At 36.8% G+C, this 22638-nt stretch carries 16 protein-coding genes; 3 read left to right on the forward strand and 13 right to left on the reverse strand.

Annotation, left to right across the window (positions count from 1 at the left end):
- The first annotated feature begins 71 nt into the window (after nt 1-71).
- The gene (locus QA584_RS23565) at nt 72-1862 is read left to right on the forward strand and encodes a sensor histidine kinase (RefSeq protein ID WP_278271552.1); all 1791 of its coding nucleotides are present in this window, start codon (nt 72-74) and stop codon (nt 1860-1862) included.
- A 4-nt stretch (nt 1863-1866) separates the two neighbouring features.
- A complete protein-coding gene (locus QA584_RS23570) occupies nt 1867-3411 on the forward strand; it encodes a response regulator transcription factor (RefSeq protein WP_278271553.1) in 1545 nt (514 codons plus the stop codon).
- 64 nt (nt 3412-3475) lie between these two features.
- Here the strand turns inward: QA584_RS23570 and QA584_RS23575 are convergent, their stop codons facing one another.
- From QA584_RS23575 to argC, 7 genes are all read right to left on the reverse strand, one after another.
- Nucleotides 3476-5308: an ABC transporter substrate-binding protein gene (locus QA584_RS23575; protein ID WP_278271554.1), complete on the reverse strand. Its 1833-nt coding sequence runs from the start codon at nt 5306-5308 to the stop codon at nt 3476-3478.
- Between the two features lie 66 nt (nt 5309-5374).
- On the reverse strand, nt 5375-6298 hold the full coding sequence (locus tag QA584_RS23580) for a carbohydrate ABC transporter permease (protein WP_278271555.1): 924 nt from the start codon (nt 6296-6298) through the stop codon (nt 5375-5377).
- Nucleotides 6299-6311: 13 nt separating this feature from the next.
- Nucleotides 6312-7274, reverse strand: a complete 963-nt coding sequence (locus tag QA584_RS23585; protein WP_331487732.1) for an ABC transporter permease subunit — start codon at nt 7272-7274, stop codon at nt 6312-6314.
- Nucleotides 7275-7701: 427 nt separating this feature from the next.
- Entirely contained in the window at nt 7702-8868 is a 1167-nt protein-coding gene (locus QA584_RS23590) for an IS110 family transposase (protein ID WP_278271556.1), read from the reverse strand.
- Between the two features lie 393 nt (nt 8869-9261).
- Nucleotides 9262-11094: a methyl-accepting chemotaxis protein gene (locus QA584_RS23595; RefSeq protein ID WP_278271557.1), complete on the reverse strand. Its 1833-nt coding sequence runs from the start codon at nt 11092-11094 to the stop codon at nt 9262-9264.
- Nucleotides 11095-11198: 104 nt separating this feature from the next.
- The gene (locus QA584_RS23600) at nt 11199-11696 is read right to left on the reverse strand and encodes a chemotaxis protein CheW (RefSeq protein WP_278271558.1); all 498 of its coding nucleotides are present in this window, start codon (nt 11694-11696) and stop codon (nt 11199-11201) included.
- Between the two features lie 511 nt (nt 11697-12207).
- A complete protein-coding gene (gene argC / locus QA584_RS23605) occupies nt 12208-13155 on the reverse strand; it encodes an N-acetyl-gamma-glutamyl-phosphate reductase (protein WP_278271559.1) in 948 nt (315 codons plus the stop codon).
- Between the two features lie 335 nt (nt 13156-13490).
- On the opposite strand from argC, the gene QA584_RS23610 reads away from it, so the two are divergent.
- Nucleotides 13491-16112, forward strand: coding sequence for a transglutaminase domain-containing protein (locus tag QA584_RS23610; RefSeq protein WP_278271560.1), 2622 nt, complete (start codon nt 13491-13493; stop codon nt 16110-16112).
- Nucleotides 16113-16283: 171 nt separating this feature from the next.
- On the opposite strand, the gene QA584_RS23615 is transcribed toward QA584_RS23610, so the two are convergent.
- The 6 genes from QA584_RS23615 to QA584_RS23640 all read right to left on the reverse strand — a co-directional run bounded on the left by QA584_RS23615 (nt 16284) and on the right by QA584_RS23640 (nt 22553).
- The gene (locus tag QA584_RS23615) at nt 16284-17072 is read right to left on the reverse strand and encodes a helix-turn-helix domain-containing protein (RefSeq protein ID WP_278271561.1); all 789 of its coding nucleotides are present in this window, start codon (nt 17070-17072) and stop codon (nt 16284-16286) included.
- Between the two features lie 294 nt (nt 17073-17366).
- Entirely contained in the window at nt 17367-17855 is a 489-nt protein-coding gene (locus QA584_RS23620) for a GNAT family N-acetyltransferase (RefSeq protein ID WP_278271562.1), read from the reverse strand.
- A gap of 69 nt (nt 17856-17924) precedes the next feature.
- Nucleotides 17925-18665, reverse strand: a complete 741-nt coding sequence (locus QA584_RS23625; RefSeq protein ID WP_278271563.1) for a response regulator transcription factor — start codon at nt 18663-18665, stop codon at nt 17925-17927.
- A gap of 147 nt (nt 18666-18812) precedes the next feature.
- Entirely contained in the window at nt 18813-20561 is a 1749-nt protein-coding gene (locus QA584_RS23630) for a sensor histidine kinase (protein WP_278271564.1), read from the reverse strand.
- 209 nt (nt 20562-20770) lie between these two features.
- On the reverse strand, nt 20771-21667 hold the full coding sequence (locus tag QA584_RS23635; RefSeq protein WP_278271565.1) for a carbohydrate ABC transporter permease: 897 nt from the start codon (nt 21665-21667) through the stop codon (nt 20771-20773).
- Between the two features lie 4 nt (nt 21668-21671).
- Nucleotides 21672-22553, reverse strand: coding sequence for a carbohydrate ABC transporter permease (locus tag QA584_RS23640; RefSeq protein ID WP_278271566.1), 882 nt, complete (start codon nt 22551-22553; stop codon nt 21672-21674).
- Nucleotides 22554-22638 lie beyond the last annotated feature (85 nt).

The following is a 22638-nucleotide window of genomic DNA, read 5'->3' on the forward strand; positions in this document are numbered from 1 at the left end:
CTATACTATACTATTTTATATCATAGGGTCTCCTTGTCCAATTTTAATATCCTATAGAAAGGTGCATGTAAATGAAAAAACCAGTTATGCATTTTGTCAAACCAAAAGTTAGACAGCAAATCATTCTCATCTGTATGTTTTCTACCTTTATACCGCTATTTATAGTTGGATTATTTTCGATCATGCAGGCAAGAAAGCAAATGTCAGAACAATACGAATCCCAGGTATCAACTGCCGCTTTGCGAATCAATTCAACCATCTTTGATATTACCACTTCATTATATACTTCCTGTGATAATTTAATTAATAGTAATTATCTGCGTAAACTATTGGGTTCCGATTTTAGCACTACAAATGATCGGCAATATTATAAACTAGCCACCGACTCCCTCACAACAATGCGCTCTACCACTGCTGCCATCGCATCGATTATGATTTATACCAATAATCCTAATATACCGAGTAATTCCTACATTACTACTGTGAATAATTACAGCGGCTTGCAGTGGAGCGACCAGATTGCCAAAAATGCCTTAAACAGTTGGAAATGCCTAACCAGTGAAGATAGTTGGCATAGTAAGGTTTATGAGCTTTCCATTATCAGACGTATCGGTATTAATTCAACCAAATACTCTGCTTATCTAGTCCTTAGCATTGATGCCAATTATTTAAAAAACCGCTTACTTGACAGTGAGTATACCGTTATGGCTTCCGTGGATAATGAGCTCACATTTTACTCTTCCGAGAGAAACTGGCTCCAAAAGCTAATCCCTTTTCCCTCAGAATTTGATAATAATTACTATAAATACACCGGTCCCCTTGTGATTGATTCCAAAAAGCAGCTGGCTAATATCGTTACCTTCCTGCCTTATAAAACCTACAATAAGTTCTACATCTGTGTAACGGACCCAAACGCTTATGCCAGACTTAATCGGATTACCTTAATTTATGTCGTTATTCTCATCACTGTAACTTTATTTCCAATTATTTTGACTATTTTGTATTCCTCCTATTTTAATACCCGTGTTCAAACCCTAAAAAATGCAATGCATCAGGTTAGTCTGGGGGATTATAATATTATGAAATTATTTAAAGGAGATGATGAGCTGACAGAGATCTTTAAAGATCTAAAATCAACCGTTCAAAAGATTTCTGAAAATGAAGCACTTTTCTATCAATCTCAGATTGTAGAGCAGCAGCTGATTAATAAACAGCAGCAAATGGAATATAAGATGCTGGCAAACCAAATCAATCCGCATTTTTTATATAATACCTTAGAAACAATACGTATGCAGGCACTATCAACTGGCAATAAGGATGTCATTACCTCCATAAAACTTCTGGGTAAGTCCATGCATTATGTACTGGAGAATACGGGGACTGACTCAACTACACTGGCAAAAGAGCTTGAATATGTAGAGGTATATCTGTCCATTCAAAAAATACGGTTTGGTGACAGGGTGAATTATACTATCAATTATTATGAAGATATGGATTTGAATAACTATAAGATTTTACCGTTATTATTACAGCCAATTGTTGAAAATGCTGTTATTCATGGCTTGGAACGCAATAAAGTGAACGGTCAGATTATAATTAATATTTCAAAAACTGCAAATAATATGCTTATTATAAAAATAACTGATAACGGTAACGGAATGAATGCCGTGCAATTAAAAGAACTGAATAAGCGGATTAATTCAGCCTCTCTTGACACTACCTCAAGTATTGGTTTATATAATATTAATCAAAGGATTAAGCTACTTTACGGGGCAGAATATGGTATTACCTTTGCAAGCCAGCTTAACGAGGGCACTACAGTAACCCTTATTATACCAGCTATAACAGTCAAGGAGGCATAAGTGTATGGACTATACATTACTGGATGTATTAATTGTTGATGATGAGGCAATCGTAAGAGAAGGTCTTAAATATGTGATTGATTGGAACTCTCTCGGTTTTTGTGTCTGTGGTGACGCAGCTTCCGGTGAAGAAGCAATTGATAAAATAAAAAAATATAATCCGAATCTTGTTCTGCTTGATATCCGCATGCCTGGCATGGATGGTACGGAGTTAATCGAGAAAGTGCGCAGCACAGGGTTTAATGGGGATTTTATTATTCTAAGCGGTTATTCTGATTTTAAATACGCCCAAACTGCTTTACATTATGGCGTTTCCTTCTATCTGACAAAGCCAATTGATGAAGACGCTTTAGAAAAAGCAGTAATAACTGTGAAAGAAAAGATTATAAAAACCCGTGAAAAGGAGCAATCACTGAATCAATATCTGATTAAAGCCAAATCCACAATTCTTAGAGACTTACTGCTGGGAACGGAATCCAATAACTCAATTAATTATTTAGAGATGGGATTATATGCTCCTATTTATCAGGTTGTTATTTATGAAGGGTATACTCCTTTTTTTACGAGCTACAGTTTTGCCGATCTGCTTAAAGTGGCCAACCAGGGTAACAATTTCTTTGAACATATCACACTGGACAATCAGGAAATCATATTACTTAAGGGTAATCATGCTTTAAACAAATTTAACACCTGTCTGCTGCATTATGAAAACGGTACTCAACAAGGTTCTCCTCTGGATTCCATCTTCCTTACTTACGGAAGAACAGCTTCCAATCTTTTCGATATTCATTTGTCCTATGAGGATTGCAAGCGATTAATGGGCAGAAGATTTTTCTGTTTTGAAAATCAGCATGTTTTATCTTATGAGGCTTTACCTGAGATATCTTCTTATCAATCCATCGTAAGTATTGAAAAATCTCAGTTTTACAGTAATAATATGGTTAATTTTATACAAGCAAAAAATAAACGGATGTTAATTCAGATACTTGAGGAACTAGAAACTTCCCTTTATCAGAGTGGAGATGATGTTATTACCATTAAGCGCTTTCTAGCCGATATCTTTCTTCAGACAAAACAAGCTATTATGCATAAATACAGTCATATTAACATTCCTTTTGCACATAATTCTATGATTATTGAGATTATTGAAAATAAGTATTATTTATATGAAATCATTCAGTATTTTACTGAGCAGTTTGAAATGTTCATACGTGCCATTGGTAACAGTTCTAATGAATATATTTTTGAAGATATTCTTTATTACATCGAGCATAATTATTCTGCTCCATTAAAATTAGAAACCATAGCCTCTTTATTTGGTTATAACAGTTCTTACCTGGGTAAATTATTTACACAGAAGATGAAACAGAGCTTTAACAACTATCTGGATGAAGTGAGAATCAGACATTCTGTGGAACTGCTGGAAAATACAGGACTGAAGGTGTATGAAATTGCAACTAAGGTTGGTTATAGCAACGTAAATTACTTTCATCATAAATTTAAAAAACTTAAGGGAATAAGCCCCGTTGAATTCAGAAAAGGAGAATAATTAATCAAAGAGCCCGATCTAATCTTATTAGACCGGGCCTTTCTTATTACTAATTTAGAGCTAATTATTGGTTTTTCGCTAAATAATCTTTATTTATTGCATATCTGTCTTCACAGTTTTTCTTGTCTACTTCGTATACCTGATCATATCCTAAGCCCAGTGCAGTATCCTGCATCTCTTTTAACAGGCTGTCGAATTCAGCTTGATCCTTTGCAAATACCATCTGCCAGGAATATTGAACGATGATCTGCTTGCACTGTTCCTTGATTGCACTGATATCTGTTGAATATTCAGTTCCAGTGAAAGGAATACCAGGTTTTACAGCTAACATGTTCTTTTCTTTATAGTATTCAATACCGGTTGTAGTATTATCGTTATGTGCCGACCAATCCTTAGAAAGTGTAGACTCCGTTAATTTAGCGTAATCTTCCCATCTTTGATAGTTGTAATTCATACCTGTTTCTTTATTAACTTCGGTAATACCAACTGCATTGTAGTTTAATGCAGAGATACCGTCTTTCCAGGTACCGCCACCCCATTCTTCAGGAACTTCTAATTGTTGATCCATTTCAATAAAAGCTTTTTTACCAAAATCAGTAAATACAGGCTTTCCGTCTTTCATTTCCCAAGTCAAGCCCTCCGGACCACATTTACCGCCAGTCTGGGTAGCAGACATAGTAATACCTTCCGGAGAATATAACCAGTCAATAAAGTCTGCTAATCTCTGAGGATCTTTTGCCTTGCTGCCAATCATAATTGCAAAGGAGTTATCACCTAACGGCGTGTTACCAAAACTTAAATATTTACCATCCTGAATCGTAACATCAGCAAATCCCTTACCTGCTGCAATATTATCTGATGTATTATAATAACCGCCGCCTAACCAAGGCCATAAGGAATAAAGCACAGCACCATCCGTATACTTAGCAGATACCGCATCAAAGTTCTGCGTTGTAGATTCTGGGTCAACTAAACCCATCTGGTTAGCGTTATATAAGAATTTTAATGCTCTTACATACTGAGAGTTACTATCTATCATGCTTTGGATATCATCACCAGCTACATCATATAATGCAAAGCCCTGAGGGTTATAACCATATAATGCGGTAAATGATCCGGCATTCTGCATGATATCTCCATCCCAGTCTTTAAATAATGAAAATGCATAAACGTTCTTACCTGAGTTGCTTTTTCCTGCCTTATCCTGCATCTGCTTAAGAACTGGTAATATATCTTCTAACGTAGCAACGGAAGGATAACCAACTTGCCCGTATAAATCCCAACGAATACTTGGAGCACAAGTCGGGTCGGTTGCTTCTGTCGGTTCGGTCGGTGATAATAAAGATGTCTGACTGGGCACTGCCCATAATCCATCTTTCCCTGTAAGGGAACTGGTGTTCTCAATCGCAGCCATACGTTCCTGTAGATTCTTTTCATTCCCGATATAATCTGTTAAATCAAGTACTAAGTCAGCTGTTACTAAGTCTTTTAATCTGTTTTGATCCGCATTGGTTAAAATTAAATCACCTAAATTACCGTTAGCGGAACGTGTCTGATAAAGTGAATCACCACCACCTGCAACGTTCGGCGCAATAATATTTAGTTCCATGTTAAATTTATCTTTTACTACTTTTGCAAACCATCCTGACTGCATACCCTGGAAGTTTGCCTGACTGTCGAAAACATCAACGGTAATGAACTTATCATAGTTCTTGTTAGTTCCTTCGGTATCAGTTCCCCTGGTTGTTACCTCAGTCGTGTTATTGGTTTTGGTGTCATTGTTTTCGGTGCCATTGCTATTGGTGTTGTCTTTGCTACACCCGGTTAACACCGATGCCAGCATCGTTAAGCTTAATACTACGCTTAGCGTTTTTTTCATAAAGCTACTTTTTCTCAATTGTAAAACCTCCTTTTCTCCTTCTTTCAATTTTTTATATGAATTAGAAATATAAAAAATTTTTAATTAACCCTTAACTGCTCCAATCATGATGCCTTTTACAAAATACTTTTGGAACATCGGGTAAATAAATAATATTGGCAAAACAACGATTACAGAAATTGTCATACGAATCGATGTCGGTGTCTGCATAGTTACAAGACTGGAAACTGCTGACACATTACCGGATGATTTCACCAAAGATGCCAGGGAACTTGCCTGATTGATATAGGTATACAGCAGATACTGTAAGGAATACAGTTTTTGATCTGTTATATAAATCAGGGTATCCTGGAAGGAATTCCACTGACCTACCGCTGCCCAGATTGCAATGGTAGCAAGTATCGGTGTGCTGGTGGGAAGTATAATTTTAAAGAATCTTGTTAATACACCTGCACCGTCTACCTCTGCCGCTTCCTGAAGTGAAGCCGGAATTGATTCCACATAGGTTTTTACCATAATGATGTTAAACGGCTGTACAATGGCCGGTATAATATAAACCCAGAAGCTATTGGTAAGCCCTAAGGATTTCATCGTCATGAACATTGGAATTAAACCAGCACTGAAATACATGGTAATTACAACTGCTCTGTACCATAATCTTCTATGCCATAATTTCTGCTGACTAAATATAAATCCTAAAAATGCGGATGCCATAACAGTACATGCAGTACCGATAACTGTTCGGGTTACAGAGACGAGTGCTGCATTTCCTAACCCGCTTAATTTAAATACATCAATATAATTCTGAAGATGCATCTGCTTTGGAATGAGGTTAATATAGCCATTGGCACTTAACTCATTGGAACTGATTGAATTAATAATCAAATAGTAAAATGGATAAAAACATATAATTGTAAATACTGCAAAAAAAGTATAATTGAATATGTGAAACAGGATATCACTTGTTGTAAGTTTTATCTTATTGCTGACTTTCTTATCATTCTTCATGCTGTACTCCTCTCTAAATAATGCTTTCGCCTCTGGTCTTTTTGGATATAAAGTTAACAAAGAATAACAATGTTATACTTACCAAGCTCTTGAGGATGCCGATTGCTGTTGCTAACGATAAACTTTTACCTGTCATACCAATATTATATACATACAAATCAAGTACCTGAATGTGCTGTTTGTTAAATGCGTTCTGGAATACATAATACTGATCCATGCCATTTGATAAAAAACTGGATACCGTAAACATCAACATAACCAGATAAGTAGGCATTAAGGATGGGATTGTAATATTTTTAATAATGTGAAATCTTCCTGCGCCGTCTACTTTAGCTGCCTCAAACATTTCCTGATCAATACCGGCAATCGCAGCCAGATACATAATAGAGCCCCAGCCTAAGCCCTTCCAGATACTCCACATAATCATCATAAGCCAAACATGATTATTGCTGTCCAAAAATTTAAGTGGCGCTGAAATAAGCTCTAACTGTTTTAATACACTATTTACCATACCGGTTGTAGAAAACAGACTGAAGGCAACAGAATACACTAATGTCCAGCTGATGAAGTTCGGCAGGGTAGTTAATGTCTGCACTAAATTTTTAAACTTTTTACTATTAATTTCACTTAAAAATATAGCAAATAAAACAGGAAGGAAAGAAGTTGCCAGTCCTAAAAAACTCATTGCAAACGTATTTTTTAAAACGATAAGTATCTGTTTTACCTGTGTTGGATTACTATATAATGCTTTAAACCACTTAAAACCAACAAATTCCGTTTGCGATAATTTGAGTGGAGCTCTATAATCGTAGAACGCATATATCCATCCATGTAACGGGTAGTAGGAAAACATAAAACACAAAATAAGAAAAGGAAGAATAAGCAAGAACATCTTCTTACCTTCTATATTATTTTTTCTCTTCTTATGTAAAGTTTTATTCACTGTTATATTGTTCTGTTTCACTTTCAAAGCCATCTTACATCCAGCCCCTTTCTAAATCGCATCATCTTGCTGTCATTATTCTATAAGAAATAATCTATTGCTAATACATCAAAAATCCTATATCATATCACATATTTTTTAAGGTTTGTAATACTTTTTCATGTAATATCTATAAATCAGCGTATTAAATCTCTACTTTTTAGTGTAGTTTGGTTTTTTCTTATAAAGAACAAAGAGTCTGGCTCGCCAGACTCTAGCGCTGACGCACTGTCACGACAGTGACAATCTTCCTTAAGTGCGTCATGCGCATCCTGCCTGGAAGGCTTTTTTATTGCATAGACTAACTATGTCAAGTAGTTATTTTATATTAGTTTACTGTTATATAATTGTACCTTGAAAATAGCATGACAAATAAAGCACCTTGAAAGCTGCCTTGAAAAATTGATATGAGAGATAAGAACTACTTTATGTAAGCTTCATGTTTCATTTCCATACAGTAAAGAACTCTGACCAGTTTTTTTGCAACGTGGGAAACTGCAACATTATAAGGTTTTCCTTCTGCCAGTTTTTTCTGTAAGAATAAACTGAAATTAGTATCCCATTTACCAACATTTTTAGCGGCTGTATAAAGTGCGAAACGCAGGTATTTTGAGCCTCTTTTAACCATTTTGGCATGGGTAGACGTATACTGCCCAGATTGATAGATAGATGGCTCCATTCCGGCAAATGCAAGTATTTTTTCGGCATTAGAAAAATCAGAAAAATCACCTATTTCGGCATGAATGATAGCTGCAGTTGTATAAGAAATACCGGGAATCGTTATAAAAGGAGAATCTATATTTTTAACAATCTCTTTTATTCTTTTCTCAATCACTTCGGTTTGTTCCTGCAGCAGAAAAATGCGAGCTAGGGTTTGTTGTAATTCAATGGTCTGTATGCCATCGCAGGTTCCGATTGATTGTTTGGCTGCTTCTTTGATATCAATTGCTTTTTGACGACCATAGTGACCTTTTGAATGTTTTGATAAAAGGTTAGTCAAACGAGTCAGATGAGCCTTTGAAATAGCGTTAGTATTGGTGTATTCACTCATAAGGTGATAAATCGAATTAACCTGTAGTTCATGAACTATTTTCTCTAATTCGGGAAAAATGATATTCATCAACCTAGCGAACGATACTTTGAGCCTGGAGCAATCTTTTACAAGGTTAAAACGATATCTTGTTAGTGACTTTAGTTCTTTTTCATGGTATGATGCAGGTGCATAGGGCGTTAGCTTCTGTGTCATCAGCATTGATACGATTGATTGGGCGTCAGCCTTGTCCGTTTTCGTCTTTCTAAAGCTTAGACTTTTTTTGTATAGACTAGTGTGAAGCGGATTGATAATAAAAATGTGGTAGTTTTTATTAGCGAGGAAATCAGCGATATTGTTGCTATAATGACCAGTTGCTTCCAGCCCTATTTTTATTGTTTCAGGGTTATTGGTGAAGGATTGCATACGTTGAAGCAAAAGAGAAAATCCAATAAGATCATTAGAAATGGTGAAGACAGGGAAAAGAATTTCGCCGTCCGAACTGGTGATAAGACAATCGTGTTTATTCTTTGCGACATCAATGCCTACGTAAATCATAATAATAGCTCCTTTTAGTAGATTGACACTGTTGCTTATTCCACAGAACTGCCTGCTATGTAGCCTCGTGCTAATTAAAACGTCATGCGTTATCTAACTGATCAACATTTAAGCAGGCAACTGTGGTTATAGCCTATGAACAAACGTCTAAGCGTTAGGTAAGTTCGACTAATCCACAGTGCCTATAAACAGTATACACTTACTCAAGAAAAGAGTAAGGAACTAATATCAATTTAACATACGAGGTAAGTTCGAAGAAGTTTCCTATGCAATAAAAAAATGGCATGTCATTTAAATTACCAAAGACATACCACTTTTTATTAATTAAAATCAAATAGTAAACTACTTTTTGAAATAATACCTTATTTTAATTTATTATACTATAATACAAGCTTAATATTTTCCGAATTCACTGTCAGATAATACAATTCTTGCATTATTGCCCGAATTCACTTTTTCCTTTTCTCCGTTTACCTGAGAACTTTTTTTCTGGCTAAATCGTTTTTCCAGCATTTGAATGACTTCAGGATTTAATTCATCATACTGCCTGGTATTTGCATAATTCTTTTTCAGACTGAACTTACTAACGGATTCCTTAAGTACCTCTGCCTGTCCGGCCAATTCTTCACTGGCGGCAGCACTTTCTTCGGAAGTAGCGGAATTTGTCTGTATAACCTGAGATACCTGCATAATACCCTGATTTACCTGTTCAATAGCCGCCGCCTGCTCATTGGAGGCTATCGCAATATCACTAACCAGTGAAGTTGCTTTTGATACATCCTCCACAATCCGGTTCAGGGCTTGTGCAGTCTCGTTAGCAAATTTCGTACCAACCTCGACTTTACGAATAGATCCTTCAATCATATCTGTTGTTTCCTTTGCCGCATTTGCCGATCTGGCAGCCAGGTTTCTGACTTCTTCTGCAACAACGGCAAAGCCCTTGCCATGCTGACCTGCCCTTGCTGCTTCTACAGCAGCATTCAATGCCAGGATATTGGTCTGGAAGGCAATTTCATCAATAACTTTGATAATCTTAGAGATATTTTCGGAGGATATATTAATTTCTTCCATAGCCTTCTGCATTTCTTTCATCTGAGAATTACCGTCCATGGCATTATTTTTTGCAATTTCCGCCAGTTCATTCGCTTTATTAGCATTCTCTGCATTAATCTTTGTCTGTACGGATATCTCTTCCAGTGAGGAGGTCAATTCTTCTACGGAGCTTGCCTGTTCTGTTGCTCCCTGGGACAAGGCTATACTTGCATCTGACATCTGTTTGGCACCTGCGGCAACCAAATCAGAGGCTACTGCAATACTCGAGAGGACTTCATTATTTTTCTCCACCATCTCATGTAATTTTTTGCCTAGTAAATCATTATCTGAATTAATTGAAACATCAACTGTGAGATCTCCGCCTGCAATTTTTTCCGCAGTAATTGCCTGAGTTCGTATATTCGTAATCATCCTTCTAAACGAATCTGCCAGACTTCCGGTTTCATCCTTTGAATATACCTCTACATTGGCATTAACATCTCCAAGGGCCAGTTTATCGGCAGCGGTAACCATAATATTAATAGGCTTGCTGATCATTCTGGAAATAATAAGTCCTAATACAATTGCCAGAAATACTCCAGCAATAATGATGATTATCATAGTTATAATAGATGAGGAAGCCAACTGATCGTTGCTTTTTGATTTATCAGCGGCAGCATCAGAATTGTATTGGAAAAGGTTATCAAAGGAGGTCTGTAACGTATCAGCCGTTGTCTGTGCATCTCCCAGAATGATCGATTTGGCCTCATCCATTTGTGAAGCTTCAACGGCGGACATTACTTCCTTTAGTGCATTATCAAAACCCTCTTTATCCTTGCTCAGCTGTTCATACAGTTTTCTATCCTCAGCCTGTGATATAGTCTCCTCATAAGACGTAATCATACTGTTCATTGTATCCGAATAGGTCTGTATTTTTTCCTTATAGGTTTCTGTATTGTTACTGTCAGTAAGAATCTTCAGCAAATTGATTCTGAGTCTTTGAAACGAAACATCCGCATCTGCTATAATTCGGATTCCTTGTGTATTATCGTCATACAATTGGGAATCTGCATTATTAATTGATATAATATTAACCAGTCCTACCGCTCCGACAACACCAGCAATTAATGCTACCAGAATAAATGACAGAATCAATTTTGTTGCTATTTTAAAATTTTTAAAACCCTTTAGCATATGGCTTCCTCCTTAGAATCATAAGTTTAATTAACAAACTTTATTTCAAAAATCTTCATATATCTGCATGCATCATTGCATTGCATATTTGCATTGCATATTTGCTATAGTACTACTCTATCCAACTCTTCCATATCATCCTCAGAGAGTAGTTTCTCACAGTCCAGTAACAGCTTCACATCACTGCCAACCTTTCCAATGCTTTGAACAAATCTGCTCTGACCGCCTCTGTTCAGCTTCGGCGGCTCTACAATATTTTGATCCTCTATGGAGAGTACCTCGGATACACTGTCTACAATTAATCCAACCGATATCTCATTAATATTAATGACAATGATACAGGTTCTGTCATTATACTCTATGAATTCCTTCTTAAAACGGAGCCTGACATCCATAACCGGAACTATAATCCCCCTTAGATTAATAATTCCTTTAAAATATTCCGATAGCTCAGGCAGTTCCGTAATAGACTGGATGCCAATGATTTCTGTGACATATCTGATTTCTATGCCGTAAAATTCTTTTCCCAGAGTGAATGTCAGGTATCTTCCCCTTAGTGTATCTTCTTCGGCTGCTAAGTCATTTACATTTGGTTCTTCCATCTTTTGTCTCCTTCCCTACTACGATTTCGCAATTCATATTTTCCTCATTGCTTCAAACCAGATATTTGATTATACTATTCTTACTAACGATAACCTGATACACTCCTTAGTTCATACTCCTGCTTCCCCTATTCTGCACGCACCACTTCCATTCTCGTCTTTTTTAAGAAGCCCGCTAATCATTGTTCGTATAAATATAATAAAGTTTCATCAACAATTAGTATCTTATTATTTTTTCCAGTTAAACCTCCCGAAGTTTCCCTGGTTACTGCTATATAAAAAGAAATTAATGAAATTACTACATAGATTATATATTACATATTTTCATAAATCAACAAATTATTGCATATTATATGTAAATTCGACACAAAATGACATATATGCTAAAATTTGTATATCACGAGTTAATAACAAGGCATGAGAGTTAAAAATCCTCGTAGAAAAAGAAAAACATCTGATTAAACCTGTATGCCAGGTGAATCAGATGTCTACCTTGTTATATCAAATCCCTTTAACTGTTTAAGCCTGTGTCTTCCTCCATTCCCAACATGATATTCATATTTTGGATCGCAGCACCGGAAGCTCCCTTACCTAAATTATCAAATCTTGTCATAACTAATATTTGTTCCTCATTTCCGGTAATATATAGTTCAAATCTATTTGTATTGATACATCCTTCTGCATCTAAAAACCCGTTTTCTAAAGGAATGATTTCATCAAAGGGCAATACTTTTATGAATCGTTCGTCGGCATAGTATTCTGTAAAGATATGGTATATGTCCTTAGCAGTTACTTTTTTATTCAAAAGCCGTGAGACCAACGGTATTGTTGTGACCATCCCGTTATAATAATTACCAACAATAGGGGTAAACACTGGGGGATATGTTATTCCCGTAACTTGTTTCATCTCTGGCAAGTGTTTGTGGTTTAATTTAAGACCATAATGTTTAGGACTATTCTTTCCGCTAAATTCTCCGTTTTGATAGGTGTCAATCAGACTCTTTCCTCCACCGCTATAGCCGGTCAAAGAATTGCATACAATAGGATAATCTACTGGAACGATACCTTGTAAAACCAACGGATATAAACTTAAAGCAAATCCGGTAGCATGGCAGCCTGGAACTGAAACTCTGGAGGAATTTCTTATTAACTCGCGTTGTTCCTTATTAAGCTCTGGTAATCCATATACCCAATTTTTATCTGTTCGATATGCTGTACTGGCATCAATAACTCGTGTTTTGTTATTATTAATTAGTGAAACTGACTCCCTGGAGGCGAAATCGGGAAGGCATAAGAATGCAATGTCTGCATCATTTAATAAACGGCTTCTTTCCTCCAGATCTTTACGTTTTTCAGAATCGATTTTAAGAATTTCCAAGTCTGTTCTTTTTGATAAATAGTCATGGATTCTTAATCCTGTGGTTCCTTCCTGTCCATCTACGAATACCTTATATCCCATGTTTATCTCTCCTTTTATTTTTTTAATACGGGTATTTTCCAAATCATTTCAGACCTCAGTATGAGCCTTGCATGTGTTTGTATATATATTACACCATTATGTATATTTATTCAAGTGTTATCCTTACTTTTTTTAGCTGCATTAGCTATAAGATGTAAATCTTCGAATTATGAAGAAATTTTTTTTGAAAACTGTACATTTTATCCATTTTATATTGTATAATTTTTATATCAATGATACGGAATCACCATAACTAATATACATGCTTCGCCTGATATATTTAGTTAAACAAAATTTAGGGAGGAAAGCAGAGACATAATTTCTGCAAGACACAAATGAAAAATAAGTTAATCAGCATTATTTTATGTACTTCTTTATTGTTATCTGGCTGCGGGTTATCGACAATAGAAAAGCAGACCTTAAATGATAATACCTCAAATACTGCAACCTCTGATACTTTAACCACAGATAAAGGTCCTACCGATACAACCGTAATGAGCCTAAAATCAAAGTATCAAGAGTCCGATGACTTGGTTATGACACCGATGTATAATGTGGAACAGAATACAGAATTTGTGTTTCATTTTAACAGCGATGTGGATCCTGTAAAAGCCATAACGGTACACACAGATAGGAAATGCGAAAAAGAAAGTACCGTCTTACAGTATAATGATGGTTATAAAACTACCAAGGGAGTTGATGTAGTTGTTAAACCTAAAAGTTCTGTACTTAATATTGATTCCAGATTAAACAATACTTCCGAAGAAGATATCTGGGGATATGCTCCAATTTATTATCTATCAGTAAACTATGATTTTAATTCAACTGAAGTCAAAAAACTGAATACACCTCTTATCATACCCTTCACAGTTTATAATGAAGTAAGTACACCCAATATCGGTTATCAATTAAATACCGATGGTACTTTTACCTTGAAATGGTCTGAAATAGTTGGTGCTGACAGCTACCGGGTATATAAAGCCAGTGTAATTATGCAGAGTGAAACATCTTCTGCTTTATCTGCAGCAGAACGGGGATATGTTGGCGAACATTTAGACTTACTTACAGAAACAACAGATACCTCTTTTCGTGATATTAACTTAGATGGGAATGACAATTGCAGTTTTATTGATGGCTATGTATCCAGTGAAAACTGGATGGATTATGATAACTATTACATAACTGCGGTCAAGGATGGCAAGGAAAGTTTCTTTAGTACAGAGATATCCCCCTGGAAATTTTATAGTCAGATGCCCAATACAATTAAAGGCAGCATTGACACGGAAAACGGATTACCAAATACAGTTGCTGTCAGAATGAAAGATGAAAGTATCTTACAGTATCCCATTTCCTATAAAAAAATAGATTCTAAATATGAGAAATTAGAGGACGGCTATGACAAAGCTACCTATGAATATCAGGTAGAAAATACTTTATTGGCAGGTACCATTGATTATCATAGTGACAAACATGAATATCCGGAGGAGATTGATAATTCTACCAATACCAAATACAGCGGTAACCCAGTTAAAAATGAAATCAACGTTATTCCGGATAATTCTATTCCTACCCTTGCTGCATCTACCTACGAAAATGTAAATATCGATTTGTCTAAAACTGTCGATTATCCATTGGAATCTAAATTGTTATTTGACGAAGAGGCTTTATATACCAGGGCAGACATGGAAGTTTGCAGAATCATATACTGCGGACTCTATATGGAGGGTTATACACCGGAGGATATTAAAACCTATATCTCTTCTTATGATGTTACACCTATGGATCTTACTACTACATTAACGGATGAGCCTGGTGCATCCCAGACAGTCTCAGATACGGATAATACGATTCCTTCAGAAATCACTTCTGCCAACTTGGTTGATGAACAAATCAAGTCAACGCAAAATGAAGTTGCAGAAGGAAATCAGACAAAAGTACCTACAACCGAATATGCAGTTTTTGCGGATTCCTCTGAAGAAGAATACTTGGCACTTCAGATGATTAATGGTGAGGAACATATTCCTCTGCAGGCATTTCCTTCCCTGCAAAACGGAGAAACCTTAATTGATACGCTTAACAAGGTTTATTACCAAAACCCCTATATTCTGGGTCTTAAAAGTTATAGTTACAATATCATAACCAAGACTCTTAATATCGAATATTCATACGATACTGCCAAAATTAAGTCCATGCAAAAAGAGATTTTAGCCAAATCCAATCAAATCGTCAAAGAGCATATAGATACCAAAGACAGTGAGGAAGCGATTATATTAGACATCTGGGATTATTTAGAAGACAATACCGCCTATGATGATGCTGCTTTAGATGCAGCTGAGAAAAGCGGTTTTTCGGATGTCTCTGGTTTTGAGGATTCCTTTAATACCTATGGTATCTTATGCAAGAACCGAGGGGTATGCCAGTCCTATGCCTATGCTTTCAAACTACTCTGCTATGAAGCCGGCGTCGACAGTGTTGTTTTAACCGGATATCTGGACCGAACTCTGCCACATGCATGGAATGCCGTTAAATTAGAGGAGGAATGGTATTGGATCGATAGTACGAATAATGTAAATACCTCAGGAATTCCTTTTATGCTATACCAAACCTCAAGCGATTATGCGGAGAAGATAGATTACGTATTAGATAGTGGTTTTGATCTGGATTCAAATCTTGATTTTGTTAAGAATGATGATAATAAACACGATTATTATTACGCAAATAACTTATATGCAGAGAATGAAGCTGAGGCTGTCTCTATATTATATAATCAGTTTTTAAATACTGAGGACAACGTCGCGGCAATAAAATGCAGCTTAGATGATTATGAAACAATTATTAAAAAGGTAGTCAAAAAACTATATTCTGAAAACAAACTTACAGATACGGATTTGGATAAAATCTCTTATGGACAATTTTATGGATATATTATTATTATAAAAGACTCATCAAAACAGTAGTTCTAACTTCCTTTCACATTCACAAAAGGGACCGCTGCTAAATTTTGTTCTTTATAAATTTTCTTTGGTAAAATTAATATGATAAACTATAGATTCAGGCAGCCAGTTGGCTGCCTGAATCATCATAATATGAAACTAAATGTACGGAAATATCAAGGGCTTCCTTCTGACTTATTCAAAGAAAGTAAGAATACTGCCATCAATAGTGGTAACGGAACATGTCTTTCCACCCCAGGGCTGATTCTCAACCTCTGATATCTCATTCCAGCCGCGGCTTTTAACAAAGGAATACAGTTGCTCTACACCTTGAATAAGCATAAACCCTACCACTCGTTTTATAGGCTCACCCCGAAACATATGGATACCTGTAAATGGTGCTATACGCAGGGATTCAATTTCAATGGGGATATTATTTACACAACCGTAAGTTCCCTCATTTAATTCATTGCGTGCTTCAATCTGACCATACCATCCAAGTATGTCGGTAAACCAACTTAATGTCCGGTCCATATCCGTCGTATAATATACTGCTCCGGTTTCTTTAACAATATAGCCTCTTTCCTCTAAATTTCCTAGCATAACTTTACCTCCTGTTAAATTTTTTATTAGCGAGATTTTAGCAAATGCTTTTAGATTCGATTTATTCTTCCTTGCTGCAAGTGGAGAGATCTCATGAAATCTGGTAAATGCTTTTGAAAATCCTTCTGCAGAGTCATAACAATACTTCATAGCTATATTTAGTATTGATTGTTCTGTATTAGCAATTTCATAACCGGCCAGAGTCAATCTTCTGTTTCTAATATACTCTCCAACCGTACAACCACAAAGAGCTGAAAACATTTTCTGAAAATAAAAGGAAGAAACAAATTGATGACCTGATAATAAATCAGCGTCCATTTCTTCATAAATATTTAATTCAATCTCGTCAATTGCTTTCTGTACAATACGGATCCAATCCATTCTTTCACCTCGCTTAATTACATAGTAACAGAAGATAAATTGCTTTTCTTGAATATACTTGCACGTAATTGTCTCTAACAATATTATATAACGGCTAAGTACTATCCTCAAACATTTTTTGTGATACCAGTACCGGAATTTATAAAGCCACATATCAACGATTGCAAAAGTCGCTGATATGTGGCTCATTTTATCTATCTCATATTTCTTTATTATGCTCTTTATCTAGGATGAATTCAACCTATATTTTCACAAGTTCTCTAGCCTGTGTAATACTCTATTATTCAAAATAAATTAATTCTCACGCAGTTTTAATACTGATACAATTTCACCTTCACACATCTCACCATTTTCATGGAAGCCTACCGAAGAATAAAGTTTTTTTGCAATTACATTTTCAGGTTCATAAGAAAGCCAGCAATAATCCGCATTACCGCAGGGCATTGATTCTAAGTATTGCAACGATACGAATAACGCTTTCTTTCCTATTCCTTGGTGTTGATATTTTTTATCAATCATGAATCGCCAAATGCAATAATTGTTTTGAGCAATTACTGGGTCACTTTCCTCCCCAGTTGTACCATATCCAAACATAACAAATCCAACCAGGCAATCATCTTCGTAGATACCAAACGGTAAAGCTACTCCTCCCGAAGTTATAGTAGTATATGCTTCTATAATACTTTTCGTATTGGTAGCTACAAAATTCTCCTGTTCAATATTCACCGAAAGCTTAATTACCTTCCATACATTATCCGAATCAATCTTACGCAACTCTATCATATATTCCTCCCAAATTACTGTTTCTGAAAAATTGAGCTGTAATACCCAATATACTTAATAGCAGGTTTGTTACCGGTTGGTATGTGAGCTGACATAATCCGAATAGCTGCTGCCCGTATATTTTTTGAAGCAGCGTCCAAAGTAGTTCGGGTCAGGGATACCAACAGCATTGGCAGTCCAGAACATCTTCTTGCTTGTTCCTGCCAGCATAATTGCCCGTTCCATCCGGCACTTAATAAGGAATTCGACAAAGCTCTTTCCTGTTTCCTGTTTAAATTTCCGGCTAAGATAGCTCGGATTAAATCCAAAATGCTGTGCCACAGAAGTTAGGTTTATATTAGAATCAGTAAACGTATCGCGTAAATACTGCATTATCTTCTCGATATCAGAGGGAGTAATTTCCTGTCCAGTCTCCTGTGTACGAGTATTGATTTTATCAAGTTTTTCCTTTATCTTGGTGAGCACCTCAATCACCTCTTGCCGTACAATGGGTTTAAGCATATATTCTATCACCGGCAGGCGGACACACTGACGTGCATACTCAAAATCATCAAATCCTGTCAAAACGATAATCATTAAGTCTGTATATCGCTTTGTTGCAACCTCTATGAATTCTATCCCATTCATAAAAGGCATAGAAATGTCAACAAAAACAATATCCGGGCGCAACTCATCAATGATGTTAATTGCCTCTATTCCGCTCTCAGCCTCACCCACCAATACCATATTAAGCGATTGCCAATCTATGGACGCCTGCAGTAGCCTACGAGCGGACATCTCATCGTCTATGATCATAACTCGGTACATCATTCTAATACCTCCTGCATAACGCAGACCTTCTCTGCATTACTGCTTTTATAAGTAGTTTGAAAGTACCTTTCAAACTTATTCCTCCTGCATAACGCAGACCTTTCTGCGTTACTGCTTTTATAAGTAGTTTGAAAGTACCTTTCAAACTTATTCCTCTGTTTTATTTTTCCTTATTTTGGGAATATATATCTCTATTTCTGTATACTCGCCTGGATCACTGCGTATCTGTACTATGTTGTCGTAATCATAGTAATAGCGTATCCGATTAATGGTGCCACGAAGACCGAAGCCTGACAGTCCCTTTATATCATCCTTCTCGCTTGCTTCCAGTACATTCTTTATCTGTTCCGCGCTCATGCCAACGCCTGAATCGTACACAATTATATGTAAACCACCCTCATCCATGCAGGTAGTAATGCGAATAACACACTTTTCTCCCTTAAGACGTACTCCATGGTAGATACAGTTCTCCACAAGGGGTTGAAGAATCAGCTTAGGTATCATAAAATCAAGTGTACTATTGTCAAGGATATATTCATCTACAAATATATCTCCATACCGAAGTTTTTGCAGGGCGAGGTAATCCTGTGTAATGCGCAGCTCACGTTTTAGTGGTATCTCGCGATCACCTTTGCTGAGGAAATTTCGGTAAAAGCTGCCTAGGGTTTCCAGCGCATCATGGGCTTTACTTGCCTTCTCCTGCACTGCCATATAGCTGATCGTCTCTAATGTATTATAGAGGAAATGCGGCTTTATCTGCTCTTGGAGTACACGTATCTCTGCCTTTTGCATATTCTTTTCATTCTCCAGCAGGCGATTAAACAGCTCGTTAAGATACTCTATCATGCTATTGTAGCTTTCAGCCAACCTGCCAATCTCATTGTTTGGCATTTCGGTATCAATTCTCTTGAGCCACCCAGATGATCTTGTCCGCTCCATTGCTTCACTTAAATTCCTGATAGGTCGTGCAATATTAACTGTAATAAACCAGGCACAAACAAATGCTGACAGGATAAATGCTGTCAGAGTTATCATCAATGCATGTAAGGTATCCCGCGGCATTGGTTCTGCCCCCTTGCCACTGGCACACAAGACTACTAACGGCTTTACCGCCAGTTTGCCGGTCAGTGTCTTCCTCTCACCACCTAAGCGAATACTCTTATAAACGATACTGTTACTATTGTAGTCGCTATCATACAATGAACCGATTTCTTCATTTCCACATAGAAGTGTACCATTGCGATCAAGTATACACATACCACTGGGATTTTGTAATGCAAGCGCATCATTAAACACATCGCCTGATATGTTCATCATTAGTATTCCTAAGAGCTTTTGAGAATTAATATCATAGATTGCACGTGACATGGTAAGTAACGGTTTACTTCCTTTTTTGCTAATTGTTCCGTTGCCATTAATAGAAATGACTATAGCACCCCGTGCATCCAATATATTAGAACGTTCTACGCTGTTTATATCAATAGAATATTCACCTATTCCTGTACTTACATGCTCACCATCATTGCGGAAGATATATACCGAATCTATATAGCTATATAAACTTTGTATTTCATTTATCCCCTCTTTTACATCATATATCTTTTCTCTATCTGTTTCTTTTGTTTTTAAATAGCTCACAACTCTATCATTGAGCATGATCAGACGTGTCAAGTAATTGTAGTTGACCAAACTTGCTCTGATGGTAGACACCACATTATTGACTGCTGTTTCCGATGTTCTTGCTTTGAAATCATCTTCCGTTTTCTTAATTATGATAGAGGAGGTTATCATAAACATCATAGAGAAAAAAAGCAACAGAATAATAAGCATTAACAGAGCCTTTTGCTGCAGCGACATTCTAAAGTCGCGTTTTAATCCATTGCCTCCATTCCACATTTTTGCACCTCAATCGTGTATATTTATATAAATACTAATTTTAACCATACTTTCTACCTATTATCGTATCACACCTTCTCCATATTTTCAACACGGCATATCCAAAGTTATCCATAACGATAATATTACAACGGGTCTCCGACTCTGTTGTTAATAAATCCACTTAAGCAGAGTCCGAAACCCATCTGAAAATAATATTAAAATTATCACTAGCCCTTAATTGCTCCTGCAATGAAACTATCCTGTATCTTCTTGCTAAAGAAGATGTAGAATATGAGGGTCGGGAATGTTGCTAAAACCAAAGCCGCACCAATTGGTCCCCAATCCGTGTTAAATTGTCCATAAAAAGCCTGTATACCGACAGGCAGTGTTTTGTGTACAGAATCACTAATAAAGATAGTCGCAAACATCAACTCGTTCCAGCTCTGCAGGAAAGTGAAAATTGATACTGTTGCTACCGCCGGCTTCATCAGAGGTACTATAATACGGAAGAAAATACCCCCTGTACTGCAGCCATCGATACACGCTGCCTCATCAAGATCTATGGGTAATTCTTGCATGAAACCTGTGCAGATAAGTATCCCCATGGCTAAGGAAAAGGCGGCATAGGGAATAATAAGAGCTAAGTAAGTATTCAGTAAATGCAATTTTGAAAGAGTAACATAGATAGGTACAATTGCCGCATGAATAGGTATCGTCAAGCCAAGCATAAAAAATGCGTTCATTTGCTTCCTTGCCTTCCAAATAAATCTTGTCAGGGCAAAAGTCGCCATAAGTGAAAACAGCATAACGATTGCAATGGTCACGACGGCAATAATGGCACTATTCAGAAAATATTTGCCAATGTGACCTGAATTCACTGCCTTATCATAGTTTGACCATAGCCACTCTTTCGGAAGACCGGCAACATTTTTACCAAATATTTCATCGTTGCTCTTGAGGGAAAAGGTAAACATCCAATACACAGGGAACAGGTTAATAAGCGCCCAGATCCCCAATACGATGTATACCCAAATCTCTTTGCCTTTAATTCCTTTACTCCGGAAGGATTCACCCTGTGGTCTGGATTTCTTATTTTGATTCAGAGAGATATCACCGATTTTCATGTTGTTAATCCTCCTTATCCTTGAATATGCGGCCAATAATCAATGCAAATGCGAAGCACAACACAATGAGAAGGAGAGCAATCGTACTGCCCATACCATATCTATTACGCAGGAACAACATACTTATCATCAGCGTACTAGGCACCTCCGTTGCGTGTAACGGTCCGCCATTTGTTAATACATAGATTAAGTCAAAAGACTTAAGGGAGCCTGTAACAGCAAAGATCGTGCTTATCTTCAGTATTGGCTTTATGTACGGCAAAATAATATAACGGTTTACCTGTCCTTCTCTTGCTCCATCAATCATTGCTGCCTCACGATACTCGGGGGGAACGCTCTTTATACCGGCAAATAACAGCAGCATATGATAACCGACATACTGCCATAAAACAGGTACGAAAACTGCACCCAGTGCGGTAGATTGTTCTCCAAGCCAAATCTTAGCCAAACTGTCCAGGCCAAGAGATCTCAGCATTACATTAAGAATACCGTATGAGGGATTGTAAATCTTTAGCCAGAGCTGTCCAATAACAACAGTCGATATAAGAACGGGCATAAAATAAATTGAAAGGAAACCTCGTTCCCCCTTTCTTCCCTTACCAAGAAGAAGCGCCAACCCCAGTGCCATAGGCAATTGAATTCCCACTGAAAGCAGCGCCAAAAGCAGCGCATTGCCCAGAGCCTTCACAAAGCCGATTGAATTGCTGGTAAACAGTTCCTTATAATTATTTAATCCAATGAAAGTTTTTGTTCCAAAGCCGTTCCAATCAAATAAACTGTAATAACCCGATATAAATATCGGTGCAACAAGAATGAAAAGAAAAAGAATCAGCGCAGGGAGAATAAAAAGAATAATTGTCAGTTTATTACTATATAGTTTTTTCATCTTGATTCCTTCCCTAATAGATTAGAAGCGGTTCCCAGATGATTATGCTCCAGACAATCGTATGGAAACCGCTTCTTTCTTTATC

It is taken from the genome of Anaerocolumna sp. AGMB13025 (assembly GCF_029689925.1).
In the GTDB taxonomy this organism is placed as follows: domain Bacteria; phylum Bacillota; class Clostridia; order Lachnospirales; family Lachnospiraceae; genus Anaerocolumna.

Excerpts from the sequence above, each read along its gene's own strand:
- QA584_RS23565 (WP_278271552.1), top strand. The coding sequence starts at position 72 with ATGAAAAAACCAGTTATGCATTTTGTCAAACCAAAAGTTAGACAGCAA.
- QA584_RS23570 (WP_278271553.1), top strand. The coding sequence starts at position 1,867 with ATGGACTATACATTACTGGATGTATTAATTGTTGATGATGAGGCAATC.
- QA584_RS23580 (WP_278271555.1), bottom strand. The coding sequence starts at position 6,298 with ATGAAGAATGATAAGAAAGTCAGCAATAAGATAAAACTTACAACAAGT.
- QA584_RS23585 (WP_331487732.1), bottom strand. The coding sequence starts at position 7,274 with ATGGCTTTGAAAGTGAAACAGAACAATATAACAGTGAATAAAACTTTA.
- QA584_RS23590 (WP_278271556.1), bottom strand. The coding sequence starts at position 8,868 with ATGATTTACGTAGGCATTGATGTCGCAAAGAATAAACACGATTGTCTT.
- QA584_RS23595 (WP_278271557.1), bottom strand. The coding sequence starts at position 11,094 with ATGCTAAAGGGTTTTAAAAATTTTAAAATAGCAACAAAATTGATTCTG.
- QA584_RS23600 (WP_278271558.1), bottom strand. The coding sequence starts at position 11,696 with ATGGAAGAACCAAATGTAAATGACTTAGCAGCCGAAGAAGATACACTA.
- argC (WP_278271559.1), bottom strand. The coding sequence starts at position 13,155 with ATGGGATATAAGGTATTCGTAGATGGACAGGAAGGAACCACAGGATTA.
- QA584_RS23610 (WP_278271560.1), top strand. The coding sequence starts at position 13,491 with ATGAAAAATAAGTTAATCAGCATTATTTTATGTACTTCTTTATTGTTA.
- QA584_RS23615 (WP_278271561.1), bottom strand. The coding sequence starts at position 17,072 with ATGGATTGGATCCGTATTGTACAGAAAGCAATTGACGAGATTGAATTA.
- QA584_RS23620 (WP_278271562.1), bottom strand. The coding sequence starts at position 17,855 with ATGATAGAGTTGCGTAAGATTGATTCGGATAATGTATGGAAGGTAATT.
- QA584_RS23625 (WP_278271563.1), bottom strand. The coding sequence starts at position 18,665 with ATGATGTACCGAGTTATGATCATAGACGATGAGATGTCCGCTCGTAGG.
- QA584_RS23630 (WP_278271564.1), bottom strand. The coding sequence starts at position 20,561 with ATGTGGAATGGAGGCAATGGATTAAAACGCGACTTTAGAATGTCGCTG.
- QA584_RS23635 (WP_278271565.1), bottom strand. The coding sequence starts at position 21,667 with ATGAAAATCGGTGATATCTCTCTGAATCAAAATAAGAAATCCAGACCA.
- QA584_RS23640 (WP_278271566.1), bottom strand. The coding sequence starts at position 22,553 with ATGAAAAAACTATATAGTAATAAACTGACAATTATTCTTTTTATTCTC.